The organism is Frankia sp. AiPs1 (assembly GCF_023716945.1).
Classification (GTDB): Bacteria; Actinomycetota; Actinomycetes; order Frankiales; family Frankiaceae; genus Frankia.
This window is the reverse complement of sequence record NZ_JAMQQF010000139.1, coordinates 1-13,026: the sequence shown is the minus strand read 5'-3', so window position 1 is coordinate 13,026 and position 13,026 is coordinate 1. Positions and strand designations below refer to the sequence as shown.

The 13,026-nt window shown below is 72.2% G+C and carries 10 protein-coding genes; 4 read left to right on the top strand and 6 right to left on the bottom strand.

Annotated features, from left to right (window positions below):
• The 3 genes from ND748_RS14615 to ND748_RS14605 form a co-directional block, all read right to left on the bottom strand.
• On the bottom strand, positions 1-879 hold an 879-nt coding region (locus tag ND748_RS14615; RefSeq protein WP_251746357.1), incomplete at its 3' end, for an ABC transporter permease.
• Entirely contained in the window at positions 876-1,826 is a 951-nt protein-coding gene (locus tag ND748_RS14610; RefSeq protein WP_251746356.1) for an ABC transporter permease, read from the bottom strand. The genes ND748_RS14615 and ND748_RS14610, both read right to left, overlap by 4 nt.
• Positions 1,827-1,881: 55 nt before the next feature.
• Positions 1,882-3,423, bottom strand: a complete 1,542-nt coding sequence (locus ND748_RS14605; RefSeq protein WP_251746355.1) for an ABC transporter substrate-binding protein — start codon at positions 3,421-3,423, stop codon at positions 1,882-1,884.
• Between the two features lie 733 nt (positions 3,424-4,156).
• On the opposite strand from ND748_RS14605, the gene ND748_RS14600 reads away from it, so the two are divergent.
• The 3 genes from ND748_RS14600 to mscL all read left to right on the top strand — a co-directional run bounded on the left by ND748_RS14600 (position 4,157) and on the right by mscL (position 7,358).
• Positions 4,157-5,323, top strand: a complete 1,167-nt coding sequence (locus tag ND748_RS14600; RefSeq protein WP_251746354.1) for an isopenicillin N synthase family oxygenase — start codon at positions 4,157-4,159, stop codon at positions 5,321-5,323.
• Between the two features lie 22 nt (positions 5,324-5,345).
• On the top strand, positions 5,346-6,644 hold the full coding sequence (locus tag ND748_RS14595; RefSeq protein ID WP_251746353.1) for a bifunctional o-acetylhomoserine/o-acetylserine sulfhydrylase: 1,299 nt from the start codon (positions 5,346-5,348) through the stop codon (positions 6,642-6,644).
• Between the two features lie 180 nt (positions 6,645-6,824).
• Positions 6,825-7,358: a large conductance mechanosensitive channel protein MscL gene (mscL, locus tag ND748_RS14590; RefSeq protein ID WP_251746352.1), complete on the top strand. Its 534-nt coding sequence runs from the start codon at positions 6,825-6,827 to the stop codon at positions 7,356-7,358.
• Positions 7,359-7,379: 21 nt separating this feature from the next.
• On the opposite strand, the gene ND748_RS14585 is transcribed toward mscL, so the two are convergent.
• The gene (locus tag ND748_RS14585) at positions 7,380-8,216 is read right to left on the bottom strand and encodes an SAM-dependent methyltransferase (protein WP_251746358.1); all 837 of its coding nucleotides are present in this window, start codon (positions 8,214-8,216) and stop codon (positions 7,380-7,382) included.
• Between the two features lie 237 nt (positions 8,217-8,453).
• A complete protein-coding gene (gene argS / locus ND748_RS14580) occupies positions 8,454-10,250 on the bottom strand; it encodes an arginine--tRNA ligase (protein WP_285902116.1) in 1,797 nt (598 codons plus the stop codon).
• A gap of 298 nt (positions 10,251-10,548) precedes the next feature.
• Between argS and ND748_RS14575 the strand changes: the two genes are divergently transcribed.
• Positions 10,549-11,076, top strand: a complete 528-nt coding sequence (locus ND748_RS14575; protein WP_251746350.1) for an NUDIX hydrolase — start codon at positions 10,549-10,551, stop codon at positions 11,074-11,076.
• 210 nt (positions 11,077-11,286) lie between these two features.
• Here ND748_RS14575 and ND748_RS14570 read toward each other — a convergent pair whose 3' ends face one another.
• Positions 11,287-12,342, bottom strand: coding sequence for a siderophore-interacting protein (locus tag ND748_RS14570; protein WP_251746349.1), 1,056 nt, complete (start codon positions 12,340-12,342; stop codon positions 11,287-11,289).
• Between the last annotated feature and the right edge of the window lie 684 nt (positions 12,343-13,026).

Below are 13,026 nucleotides of genomic sequence, written 5' to 3'. Positions count from 1 at the left end.
GGCCGCGTGCGGGGCGCCGTCGGAGTCTGCGGCCGGGCGTTCGCGCAGCCGCGGGTCGCCGGCCTCGCGCAGGCCGTCTCCGAGCAGGTTGAATCCGAGGACCGTCAGCACGACCGCGAGACCGGGCCACAGCAGCGTCCACGGTCGCAGGGTGAGATACGGCTGGAGCTCGGCAAGCATCCGTCCCCAGGACGGGGTGGGCGCCGCGGTGCCGAAGCCCAGGTAGGACAGGGCCGCCTCGGTCAGCACGGACAGGCTGAGGATGAGTGAGAGCTGAACCCACACCGTCGGCGCGATGTTTGGCAGCACGTGCCGGCGCACGATCCGACCGGTGCCGGCGCCGGCGGCCCGCGCGGCGAGCACGTAGTCGGTGCCCAGCACCCGGCGGACCTCGCCGCGGGTGACCCGGCCCAGCCCGATGCCCGCCCCGACGCCGATGGCGACGATCGCGGTCCAGCGCGAGCCGCCGTACACGGCCGCGAGGACCATGGCGAGCAGCAGCACCGGGAACGCCAGCAGCACGTCGACGAGATGGGCGACCCCCTCGGCGACCAGGCGCGGCGGCAGGGTCGCCAGCAGCGCGAGCCCCACCCCGACGGCTGCGGCGATCGCCGTGGCCGCCACGGCGACGACCAGGGTGGTGCGGGCGCCGACGAGGACCTGGCTGAACAGGTCCCGGCCGAGCCGGTCCGCGCCGAACCAGTGCGCGGTCCCGACCGGCGCCCAGGACGCCGCCGGGTCCACCCGGGATGGGTCGTACGGCGTCCAGACCAGCGACACGACGGCCGCGACGACGACGAGCCCGGACAGGACCGCGCCGAGGCGCCCGGACCGGCTGCCCCACACGCCGCGGGCCAGCGCCCGCACCGAGTCGGTCATCGGGCGCTGCGCAGCCGCGGATCGAGCAGCCGGTGCGCGAGGTCGACGCCGAAGCCGACGACGAGCACGGCCGCGGTCACCAGCAGCACCGTGCCCTGGACCTTGACCAGGTCACGGTTGCCGATGTCGGCGACGAGCATCTGGCCGAGCCCGGGCAGCGCGAACACGTTCTCGACCACCACGGCGCCGAGCAGCAACGTCGCGAACTCCAGGCCGAGCATCGACACCACCGGCAGGGCCGCGTTGCGGATCCCGTGGCGGCGCAGGGCCTGCCCGCGGGTCAACCCCTTCGCCCGGGCGGTCCGGATGAAGTCGGCGTGCAGCACCTCCAGGGTCGCCGAGCGGACGAAACGCAGCAGCACCGCGGCCTCCACCACCGCCAGGGTCACCACCGGCAGCACGAGACCGCGCACGGCCGCGACCGGATCGGCCCAGCCGTCCGCGGGGAACCCGCCGGCGGGCAGCAGCCGCCAGTCGACCGCGAACACGGTGACCAGCATCAGCCCCACCCAGAACGTCGGGACCGCGAGGCCGAGCTGGCTCAGCGCCGACAGGGCGACCCCGGACGTCCGCCGGTGGCGGGCCGCGGCCAGGACGCCCAGCGGCGCGGCGACCGCGAGCGCGAGCACGGTGGCGGCGCCGACGAGCGGAGCGGTCACGGTCAGCTTCTCGCCCAGCTCGCCCGACACCGACGCGCCGTTGAGCGCCGAGACCCCGAAGTCCCCCGTCAGCACGCCGCCCATCCAGTCCAGGTACTGGGCGGGCAGGGACCGGTCGGCGCCGATCTCGTGCCGGATCCGCAGCACCTGGTCGGGCGAGGCGGACGTCCCGGCCAGCACGTCGGCGGTGTCGCCGGGCAGCAGCCGCAGCAGCGCGAACACGAGCAGGCTCGCGACGAACAGGGAGACCGCCAGCAGGCCCACCCGCCGCAGGATGATCACTGCCATCGGACCGCCGCCCCGCCCCGGCCACTGCGGCCGCCTCGGCCACCGACGGGGCCGGTCAAGACTTCGCCACCTCGATCTTCGACAGGTCGTAGATCGCGGACACGTCGTCGGTCGGGTAGCCGGTGACGCCGGCCCGAGCGACCTGCCGCGCCTTGCCGAGCAGGAGCCAGTCGGCGATGGCGTCCTCGGAGTAGCGGCGGGCGAGGCCGCGCAGGGCCGTGTCGCGGTCGGCGTCGGAGGCGGCGCTGGCACCGGCCGTCGCCAGCTCGCGGGCCTGCGGGGAACGGTCGCCGAAGTAGTAGCCGGGCTTGACGTAGAAGGCGAGGTCGCGCGCCTCGGCGTGGTCGACGATGCTCAGGTCGTAGTCGTGTTTGGTGTACACACCGGTGAGCCAGGCCGGGAACTCGACGCGGCGCACCTCGACGGTGACGCCGATCTCGCGTAGCTGCGAGGCGACGTAGTCGCCGATGCTCGGCGGGTAGATGTTCGGGATGGTGAGGCCGAGGCGCAGCCCGCCGCCGTGCCCCGCCTGCGCGAGCAGCCGGCGCGCGCTCGCCGGGTCGTAGCGGTCGATGCTCGTGAGGTCGGAGTACCAGGGATCCAGCGGCGGCACCGGCGAGCCGATCCGGGTCCCGGCGCCGAGCACCTTGATCAGGCCGTCCTTGTCGATGCCCTGGCGGATCGCGTGGCGGACCCGGACGTCGGCCAGCGGCCCGCGGTCCTGGTTGAACGCCAGGGTGAACTTGTCGGTGGTCGTGCCCTCGGCGACGACGAACTTCGGGTTGCCCCGGTAGGCGTCGACCAGGTCGTTGTCGGAGATCACGCCGACGTCGACCTGGCCGGTGCGCACCGCGTTGTTCTGCGCGTTCGCGTCGGCGAGGTAGCGGAAGACCACCCGGGCGACCGTGGCCTTCGGCCCCCGGTAGGCGTCGTTGCGCACGAGGGTGATGCTGTCGCCGCGCCGCCAGGAGTCGAAGCGGAACGGTCCGGTGCCGTCGGGATGGCCGGCGAGGCCGGTGGCGCCCTGACGCACGACGACGCCGGGCGGGCCGGTCAGGTGGAACAGCAGCCCGCTGTCCCGGTCCTTCAGCGTCAGGACCACCGTGCGCGGGTCGGGGCTGCTCACCGCGGCGATGGCGGCCAGGTCGCTGGCGTACGGGTTCGTCGAGGCGGGTGCGATCGCCTGATTCAACGACCACACCACGTCCGCGGCGCGCACCGGGGCGCCGTCGTGGAAGGCGGCGTTGCCCGCGAGGGTGAACGTGTACGTACGGCCGTCCGGGGAGATCTTCCAGGATGTCGCGAGCGCCGGGCTCACGACGCCCTTCTGGTCCCGTTTCACCAGCCCCTCGTACACGTTGTTGAGCAGGATCTGACCGACGGCGATTCCGCTGGTACGGGTGATGTCCAGGCTCGTCGGTTCGAGGACGGCGCCGATGGTGACAGTGGCGTCGGGATTGGCGCGCCCGCCGGTTGACGCCGACGCCGACGCCGACGCGCCAGCCGCGCCGCCATCGCCGCCATCGCCGTCCGACCCGCAGGCCGCCAGCGCCAGACCGGTCACGGCGACGGCGGCGGCGAATGTTCTGATTCTCATGAAGCGCCCTTTGCGAGGCAGCAATGATGCCGGCGGGCGCGCGGAAGTCAGCGCCCAGCGACTGGAAGGATGCAGGCGGCGGGCCGAAGACGGCCGCACCGAGAATGCGCGGGGACCTCGCCTGCGGCACCTCGTCCGTCAGCGGTGCGTCCGTCGACGCGGCGGGGCCGCGAACAGCGAGGTGGACGGCGTCGGGGCACCGCTGCCGGTGGACGGCAGCCGGCCGACCCGGACGGGCTCGCCGTCAGACGTTGATCAACAACAGATCTGGTCGAAGTGGTGCGCGCGACGGGAACTCCAGAACGCGTCCAGAATCGCCAGCCGTGGCGGCTGCCCAGTTCCCACGGGCTGACTGTAACCAGGCGCGCGGCAATCGGTCCAGAGGCGCGCAGAACGCCCCGGGACACCTGGGACAACGCCCCGGGATGCCTGGACGTGGTCGGCCGGACGCCGCACGGATCGCGCCGCCGCCTGGCACAGTGGCGGGGTGGCTTCGCGCATTCGGCTCACCCGGCGCACCCGGCTCACCCGCCGTCGCCCGGTCGATCTCATGCTGGTGGCCAGCCGGCTCTGTCGCTGATCGCCCGCGTCCCCAGAACGCCCGCGCCGTCCCGAGGCCGCCCGCGCCGTCCCCTGACCGGCCGCGGCGCCCCGAGAACGCCCGCGGGGCGTCCCGAGACCGCCCGCGCCGTTTCTCCATTCCGACACCGACGCGCCGGAGGCGAACTCCACCGTGACCAGCGCCCGTACCCTGCCCACTCTCGACATCGGCCCGTTCCTGGCCGGCACCGCCGACCGCGCGCGGTTTCTCGCCGACCTGCGCACGGCCTGCCACGGGCCCGGCTTCTTCTACCTGACCGGGCACGGAATCCCCGCCGCGCGGACCGCGGCCCTGCTCGACGTCAGCCGCCGCTTCTTCCACCTCGCCGAGGCGGCGAAGCTGGAGATCGAGAACGTTCATTCGCCGCATTTCCGCGGCTACACCCGGCTGGGCCAGGAGATCACCCGCGGCACTCCCGACATCCGCGAGCAGATAGACATCTCCGACGAACGCCCTGCCCGGGCACTCGGCCCCGACGACCCGGCGTACCTGCGCCTCGACGGTCCCAACCAGTGGCCGGCCCAGGTCCCCGAGCTGCGCGCGAGCGTGCTGGCCTACATGAGCGAGCTCGGCGGGCTGTCCCGGCTGCTGGTCCGGGCCTTCGCCGAGTCGCTGGGGCTGCCGGCCGACCATCTCGACCGGACCTTCGCCGAGGAACCGCGCTCGCACCTGAAGCTGATCCGCTACCTGGCCACGCCCCCGGCGCACCCCGCCGGCTACGACCAGGGCGTCGGCTCCCACAAGGACGGCGGCTTCCTCACCTTCGTCCTCCAGGACGACGTCCGGGCGCTACCTGCTGGGGACGTGGTCGAGCCGGCCGCGGGGCTGCAGGTCGCCGACGGTGCCGCCGGGTGGATCGACGCGGTCCCGCGGCCCGGGACCTTCGTCGTCAACATCGGCGAGATGTTCGAGCTGGCGACCCGCGGCTACTACCGTGCCACGGTGCACCGGGTCGTCAGCCCACCGCCGGGCCACGAACGGCTGTCGGTGGCGTTCTTCTTCGGCCCGCGGCTGTCCGCGACCCTCGAACCCGTCCCCCTGCCCGAGGAACTCCTGCGCGAGACCGGCGACGCTCCCCCGCCCGACCCGGACAACCCGATCTTCGCGCAGCACGGCGTGAACACGCTGAAGAGCTGGCTGCGCAGCCATCCGGAGGTGGCCCGCCGCCACTATTCCGACATCGAGCATCCGACCGCCTCCCAACCCACCGCCGGCCAGCCCACCGCTGCCCAGCCCACCGCTTCCCAGCCCACCGCTTCCCAGCCCGCTTCCCAGGCCACCGGTCACGGCACCAACTGATCCGCACGAGAGGAATCCCTGCGTGACTACCTCCCCGACCGGCTGGAGCTTCGAGACCCGGCAGATCCACGCCGGGGCGGCGCCCGACCCGGCGACCGGCGCCCGCGCGGTGCCGATCTACCAGACCTCGTCGTTCGTGTTCGACGACACCCGGCACGCGGCCGACCTGTTCTCCCTCGCCGAGGTCGGCTTCACCTACACCCGGGTCGTCAATCCCACCTCCGACGCCCTGGAGCAGCGGGTCGCGGACCTGGAGGGCGGGGTCGCGGCGCTGGCGACCGCGAGCGGCCAGGCGGCGCAGACCCTGGCGGTGCTCAACCTGGCCGGCGCCGGCAGCCACCTGGTGTCCTCGACGTCGCTGTACGGGGGGACGTACGCGCTGTTCAAGCACACGCTGGCGGAGCTCGGCATCACCACGACGTTCGTCGACGACCCGGACGACCTGGCCGCCTGGCGGGCCGCTATCCGCCCGAACACCGTCGCGCTGTACGGCGAGACGATCGGCAACCCGCGGGGCAACGTCCTGGACATCGCCGGCGTCGCCGAGGTCGGCCACGCCGCCGGGGTGCCGCTGATCGTCGACAACACGCTCGCCTCGCCGTACCTGAACCGTCCCCTCGAACACGGCGCCGACATCGTGCTGCACTCGGCCACCAAGTTCATCGGCGGGCACGGGACGACGATCGGCGGGATCATCGTCGACGGCGGGCGGTTCGACTGGACGGCCGGGCGCCATCCCCGCTTCACCACCCCCGACCCCGCCTACCATGGCCTGGTCTTCCACGAGGCGTTCGCCGAGACCGCCTTCATCGTGCGGGCCCGCGCCCGGCTGCTACGCGACCTGGGCCCGGCGCTGTCCCCGGTGAACGCGTTCCTGCTACTGCAGGGGCTGGAGACGCTGTCGCTGCGGATGGAGCGCCACAGCGCCAACGCGGCCCGGGTGGCCACCTGGCTCGCCGAGCGGCCCGAGGTCCTCTGGGTGGCCTACCCGGGCCTGGCGGACAGCTGCTGGTACTCGGCCGCCCAGCGCTACCTGCCCCGCGGGGCCGGGGCGGTGCTCGCGTTCGGGATCCGCGGCGGCGCGGCGGCCGGGCGGGCCTTCATCGAGGGCCTGGAACTGCACAGCCATCTCGCCAACGTCGGCGACGTCCGCTCGCTGGCGATCCACCCGGCGTCCACGACGCACGCCCAGCTCACCCCCGCCGAGCAGGCCGACAGCGGGGTCAGCGAGGAACTCGTCCGCCTGTCGGTGGGCCTCGAGGGCGTCGAGGACATCCTCGCCGACCTGGACCGGGGCTTCCGCGCGGCCAAGGAACGCTGAGCGGCCGACTCCTCGGGGCTCCCCGGCAGTGGCGCCGCCGGCCGACCGGCGGGATTGAATCCGCCTTCGCCGGGTGATAACGGACTCGCGTCGGGTGGCCCGGGCATCCTCCCGGGCCGCCGGCCGCCCGCCGCGGACGACATGCCCGACGGGTCCGTGCAGAGCTGGCGAGGAGATGGCGTGCTCGGCTTCAGGAAGGTCATCAATCGGAGTCGGGAGGTGGTCGAGCCGTCCGTGCGGCTGATCCGGCCGGGTCTCGGCGGCTTCAGGAAGTTCCTTCTGCGCGGGAACATCGTCGACCTGGCCGTCGCCGTGATCATCGGCACGGCGTTCACCGCGGTGGTCAAGGCGATGGTCGACGACCTGCTCACGCCGCTGATCGCCGCGGTCGGCGGCAAACCGGACTTCGCCGATCTGAAGTTCTCCGTCAACCACAGCGTGTTCCGCTACGGCCTGTTCCTCAACGCCGTCGTGACCTTCCTGCTTGTCGCCTCGGTTGTCTACTTCGTGGTCGTCCTGCCGCTGGCGAAGGCGAACGAACTGCGCCGGCGCGGCCATCCCGTGCCCGAGGCGGAGCCGGCGATCAGCGACGAGACACGCCTGCTCACCGAGATCCGCGACCTGCTCGCCGGTGACGGCCGCCGCCTGCCCGAGCAGCCGAGCGAGGCGACGCAGGCGGGCGCGGTGATCGCCGCCGAGGAGTCCCAGCACTGACTTCGCCGCAGCGGGCGGCGCCTACGACTTGCGGGCGATCAGGGCGTAGGCGCTGATGTCGGCGTCGGAGATGAGGTCGGGGTCGCTGCCGGGGTCGGGGCGCCAGCGGTGCAGCACCTCGACGCCGGGTTCGACCAGCTCCCACCCGGCGGGCAGCAGGGCGGTGACCTCGGCGCGGTCGCGGGTCTGGAACGGGATGCCGCGGCCGTTGTAGACCTCGGCGACCCGCGCCGCGGCCTGCGGCGCGAGCTCGGCCGTGCCGTGGCTGACGACGAGGAAACTACCGGCGGGCAGCCGCTCGCACAGCCGGGCGACGATGTCCGCGGGCCGGTCGGCGTCGGGGAAGAAGTGCAGGATCGCGATCAGCGACAGCGCGATCGGCCGCGCCGGGTCGAGGGTGGCGGCGAACTCCGGCACGGCGATCATCTCGTCGGGACGGCGCAGGTCCGCGTCGACGTAGACGGTCCGGCCCTGCGGCGTGCCGGTCAGCAGGGCGCGGGCGTGGACGAGCACGATCGGATCGTTGTCGACGTAGACGATCCGCGCGTCCGGGGCGACCCCCTGGGCGATCTCGTGCAGGTTCGGCGAGGTCGGGATGCCCGTGCCCACGTCGACGAACTGGCGCACCCCGGCCTCGGCCGCCAGGTACCGCACGGCCCGGTGCAGGAAGGCCCGGTTCTGCCCGGCGTAGGTGCGCAGGTGGGGAAAGACCGCGAGCGCCTGCTCGGCCGCCTCCCGGTCCGCCGCGTAGTTGTCCTTACCGCCGAGGTAGTAGTCGTACATTCGAGCCGAATGCGGGATGTCCTCCCGCAGGTCGACCGACCGCGCGCGTCCGCTCGTCCCGGCGCCTGCCCCCACGTCCACCCCGTCCCTCCGCTCCTTGGCGCGTGGCCGCAGCATCCACCCCGCCGCGCATCGCCCGCCCAACCGGATCTTTCCATCCCGCCGGGCCGCGCGGCCCACCGGCCCGGCACATCACCTCCGCGATGTCCGTCCGGCGCGCCCATGGGTCACCGAAGAACGTGGCTCGGAGCCGCCGACTTACCGGGGCGTCCGCCAGGTGCAGCAGATCAGCCGAGATATCGGGGATAACGGTTACATCCGTTCTGGTGCCGCGATGCCCAGCAGGTCGAGTCCCTGACTCAGGGTCCGGGCGGTGAGGTGGCACAGGGCGAGACGGTTCGCGCGGGTCGGGGGGTCGGCCTGCAGCACGGGGCAGGCTTCGTAGAAGTCGGTGAAGGCGCGGGCGAGTTCGTAGAGGTAGTTGCACAGCCGATGGGGTTCTAGCAGTCGGGCGACTTCGGCGAGAGCGTCCCCGAAGGCGTCGAGCTGGAATGCGAGAGCGCGTTCCGCCCTGTGCAGGGGCAACGCCGAGTCGACGGTGGTTGCCATGTCTCCGGCCTTGCGCAGGATCGACTGGATGCGGGTGTGGGCGTATTGGAGGTACACGCCGGTGTTACCGTCGAAGGAGACCATGCGGTCGATGTCGAAGACGTAGTCCTTGGTACGGCTGGTCGAGAGGTCGGCATATTTGACCGCGCCGATGCCGGCGGCCTCGGCGATGTGGTCGAGGTCGTCGTCGGTAAGGGCGTGATCCTTCTCTGCGACGGTGGCCCGCGCCTTGCCGGTCGCGGCGTCGAGGAGGTCCGTGAGTTTGACGGTGTCGCCGGCCCGGGTCTTGAAGGGGCGGCCGTCGGGGCCGAGCACCGTACCGAACGCGACGTGCGCGACTTCGACACCGTCGGTGAGCCAGCCGGCGCGGCGCGCGGTCTCGAACACAAGCTGGAAATGAAGTGCCTGGCGGGCGTCGACAACGTAGAGGAGCCGGTCGGCGTGCAGGTCGCGGATGCGGTAGCGGATGGTGGCCAGGTCGGTGGTGTCGTAGCCGTAGCCGCCGTCGGACTTGCGGACCATCAACGTGGCCGGGTCACCGTCGGGGCCGGTGACTTCCTGGGAGAGGACGACCAGCGCGCCTTCGCTGTCCTGCGCAATCCCAGCCGTAGTCAGCTCGCCGATAACGTCGGGCAGGCGGTCGTTGTAGAAGGACTCGCCCGCGGAGTCCGATGGTTCGAGCAGGACGCCAAGCCGGTCATAGATCTGCCGGAATGCGACTTCGGACTCGGCCACGATCTGCCGCCACCGGTCGAGAGTGCCCTCATCGCCGGCCTGCAACGCGACGACACGAGCCCGGGCGCGATCAGCGAACCCGGGGTCAGCGTCGAACTCCTTGCGCGCGGCCCGGTACAGGCCGTCAAGCGCGGAGACCGCCGAGGTCCCGGGGGCGAGGTCGTCGCTGTGCCAGGCGGCGTCCGGGTGCTCGTCGAGGTACTGGATGAGCATGCCGAACTGGGTGCCCCAGTCACCAAGATGGTTCTGCCGGATGACCTCGGCACCGAGGAAGCCGAGCACCCGGGCGAGCGCGTCACCGATGATCGTCGTGCGCAGGTGGCCGACGTGCATCTCCTTGGCGATGTTCGGCCCGGAGTAGTCGATCACGGTACGGCGGCCCTGCTCCAGGCGGCCGATACCGAGCCGCAGGTCCGCCAGCCGCGCGGCGATCTGTGTCCAGACCGTGGTGTCGGCGAGGGTGAGGTTGAGGAACCCGGGGCCGGAGACGGCCACGTCCGCCACCGTCGTCGAGCCGTCGGCGCGCAGCGCGTCGGCAACGGCGGCTGCCAGGTCGATGGGCCTCGTGCGGACGCGTTTCGCCAAAGCTAGCGCAGCGTTGGACTGGAAGTCCGCATGTTCCGAGGGGCGCACCACCGGGTCGGCGCCGGCCGCCTCGGGCAGCGTGCGGTCGATCGCGGCGGATACGGCGATCTCGACCTGGTTGATGAGTGAGCGTACGGTCTGCGCGGTCACGCTGAAGTCCTCCCTGGTTCGCGTGTCCATTCTTCCAGGCGCGGGGCTGTTCTCCTGCAGCGGGACGCTACAGGCGAGCCAGCGTGGCCCGACCCCTCTGCGCCAGACTCGAGTGAGACAGCCGTGGAATTCCTGCCAACGGTGGACGCGTCGCCCCTGCATGTCCGGCGAGCCGTAACGCACAGGGGCTGGCGCGACAGAGTTTGGTGATTAACCCGCAGGCGCCCGAAATGCCGGAGCAATGCCGTTACATTTCTAGCGGGTCGGAAGTTGATGGAGCACGACGGGTGGCCCCGCTATCATCAGGTGAATGAGCGATCGTTGGACTGTGCACCGAGAAGACGTCATCTACGCCAGCCCTTGGGTGAACTTGCATATCGCGGACGTCGAGACGCCCTCCGGCGCCCGAATCCCGCACCATCTCATTCGGGTTCCCGCTTCAGGCTCCGGCACGATTATGGTGAACCCGGACGGACGTATCCTCCTGCTATTCCGCTACCGATTCATCGTTTCCCGCTTCGGCTGGGAGCTCCCAGCAGGGAAGGCGGAACAAGGCGAAGAACCGGCCGAGACCGCCCGCCGCGAAGCCCTCGAGGAGACTGGTTGGGAGCCGAAGAATCTTCAACACCTAGTAACGATGAACACCAGTCCCGGACTTACGGATCAGGTCTCACATCTTTTTCTGGCGCGGGAATCTGATCGGCGCGGAGAACCTGTCGACAGCGACGAATCCGTCTCTCTTCGCTGGTGTCTGCCAGCGGAGATAAGCGCCCTTATCCGGGCCGGCGAGATCACAGACGCCTTCACTCTCGCCGGTCTACTTTGGTATCTGACCCTGAACCAGGATCCGACCTGACAGCCGCCGAGATTGGGGGTACATGCGCCGCCGTCTGTGTGATATCGGCGTCCGCCCCCACGTCCATCCCGCCCCTCCGGTCGCTGGCGCGGGGCGCAGCATTCACGGCCCACCGCGCATCGCCCGCTCAACTGGATCTTCCGACCCCGGCGGGCCGCGCCGTCCACCGGGCCGGAATATCACACTCGCGATGTTCGTCCGGGCGCGCTGTCAGGGGAGGGCGATCTCCTCCAGGGCCTCCGGGTCCCACTCCGCCCGGCTTGGGGCGGTGTCCTCGGCGCGGCGGTGCTCGGCCGCCGCATCCAGATCGGCCGTTACGTCCAGGTCGGCCGTTACGTCCAGATCGGCTGTTACGTCCGAGTCCGGCGTCAGGTGCAGGTCGTCCATCGTGACCCCGGCCTTCCAGTAGGCGCTGGCGCGCACCTGCGGGCGCGGCACCCCGTGGAGTTCGACCAGGTGACGTCGGATGATGCGGACCTGGGCCGCCTCGGCGGCGACCCACGCGACGGCCGCCGCGCCCAGCCGGGGCAGCGTCCGCACCGCTTCGGGCAGCGCGTCCCTGCGCACCCAGCGGATCCGGTGCCCGGAGCGGGCGGGCACCAGTGCCCGGTCGGGTTCGGCCACCCCGCCGAGCACGGCGAGCGCCGGGTGACCCGCCGGCAGGGCGGCAAGGATCGCGGCCGCGGCCGGCAGTCCGCTGCCGTCGGCGACCAGCAACAGCGGATCCGGCGTCGCCGCCGACACGGCGAGCGGCGCGAACTCGACCCGCATCCCGACGATGGTGACGCCGGCGCCGGGGCCGAGCCCCCGCAGCCAGTGATCCACCAGACCGGCACCGTGGGCGAAGGCATCGAACGTGAGCCGCTCGGCGGCGAGGTCGAAGGTCCGGACGGTGAACGCCCGCGACAGCACCACGCCCGCGACCCGCGCCGGCACCGCCTCGTCCCCGGCCACCCCGATCCCGGCAACCCCGACCCCGGCAACCCCGGCCCGGGCAACCCCGACCCGGGCAACCCGGTCCCCCGCTGCCGGATCCGCCGCGGTCTGGTCCCCCGTTGCGCGGGTCCGCGGCGCCGGGATCGAGGGAGACAGCCGGAACGCATCCGCGGGCAGCGGGTCGGTGTAGGCGGCGAGCCCGGGGCCGCGCAGCGTGATGCGCCGAAAGGACGCGGAGATCTCGGCGACCCCGTCGACCTGGAGCTCGCAGCGGATCGGGCGCTGCGCGCGGTCGGTGGCGACGGCCCGGATCGCCTCGTGCAGCGACATGATCGCCCTCCAGCCCATTGTCGTGACGGACAGTGGCGGCCCGTCGAACGGGGGCCCATCCGGGCCTCAAATTTAGGTGAGCCTAAGTTCTCTTCTTCGGTGCGTCACCCCTTCGCGGTCGCCAAGGTCACCGCCGCGCCCTCCCGGCGACCGGCCCGACGACCCGGCCGACGACCCGGCCGGTCGGCCGAACCCAGCGGGCCCATGGACAGGGCTGGGCCGCCGGACCTCGCCAGCCGTCGGGCCCCAGTGAGCCTATGGACATAGTCGACTTTCGCCATTAGGTTGACCCTGGTCAGACCGCCGTGCCGGCCCCGCGGGACGCCTCGGACCGCATGGTTCCCGGTCGCGGCTGGCCGGTCGCCGGCGGTCCTGCGGCGGCTCGGCCGCGTTCCCCAGCGGCCCGCGCATGAACCGGCTTCGTGGCCCGGGTCGAGCGCAGGCCCGAGTCGAGGGAGTGGTGCGATGCCGCCGGCACCCGATCGGCGTCCCGCGGGCGCACCGTGGGGCCTGCCCCGCAGCCGCTCCACCCGGTGCCGGCTCACCCGGCGGCTCGTGATTGATCTGCGCCGTTCAGCCAGCAGCCGCTGTCCCGCTCCCTGACCGGTTCGACCCCGCGGTCCGCCTGCGCCGCGCCGCCGGCCCCGGTGACGGCCCGCACCGTCCGCCCGAGCACTCCCGACC

Excerpts from the sequence above, each read along its gene's own strand:
- ND748_RS14570 (WP_251746349.1), bottom strand. The coding sequence starts at position 12,342 with ATGTCGCTGCACGAGGCGATCCGGGCCGTCGCCACCGACCGCGCGCAG.
- ND748_RS14605 (WP_251746355.1), bottom strand. The coding sequence starts at position 3,423 with ATGAGAATCAGAACATTCGCCGCCGCCGTCGCCGTGACCGGTCTGGCG.
- argS (WP_285902116.1), bottom strand. The coding sequence starts at position 10,250 with ATGGACACGCGAACCAGGGAGGACTTCAGCGTGACCGCGCAGACCGTA.
- ND748_RS14610 (WP_251746356.1), bottom strand. The coding sequence starts at position 1,826 with ATGGCAGTGATCATCCTGCGGCGGGTGGGCCTGCTGGCGGTCTCCCTG.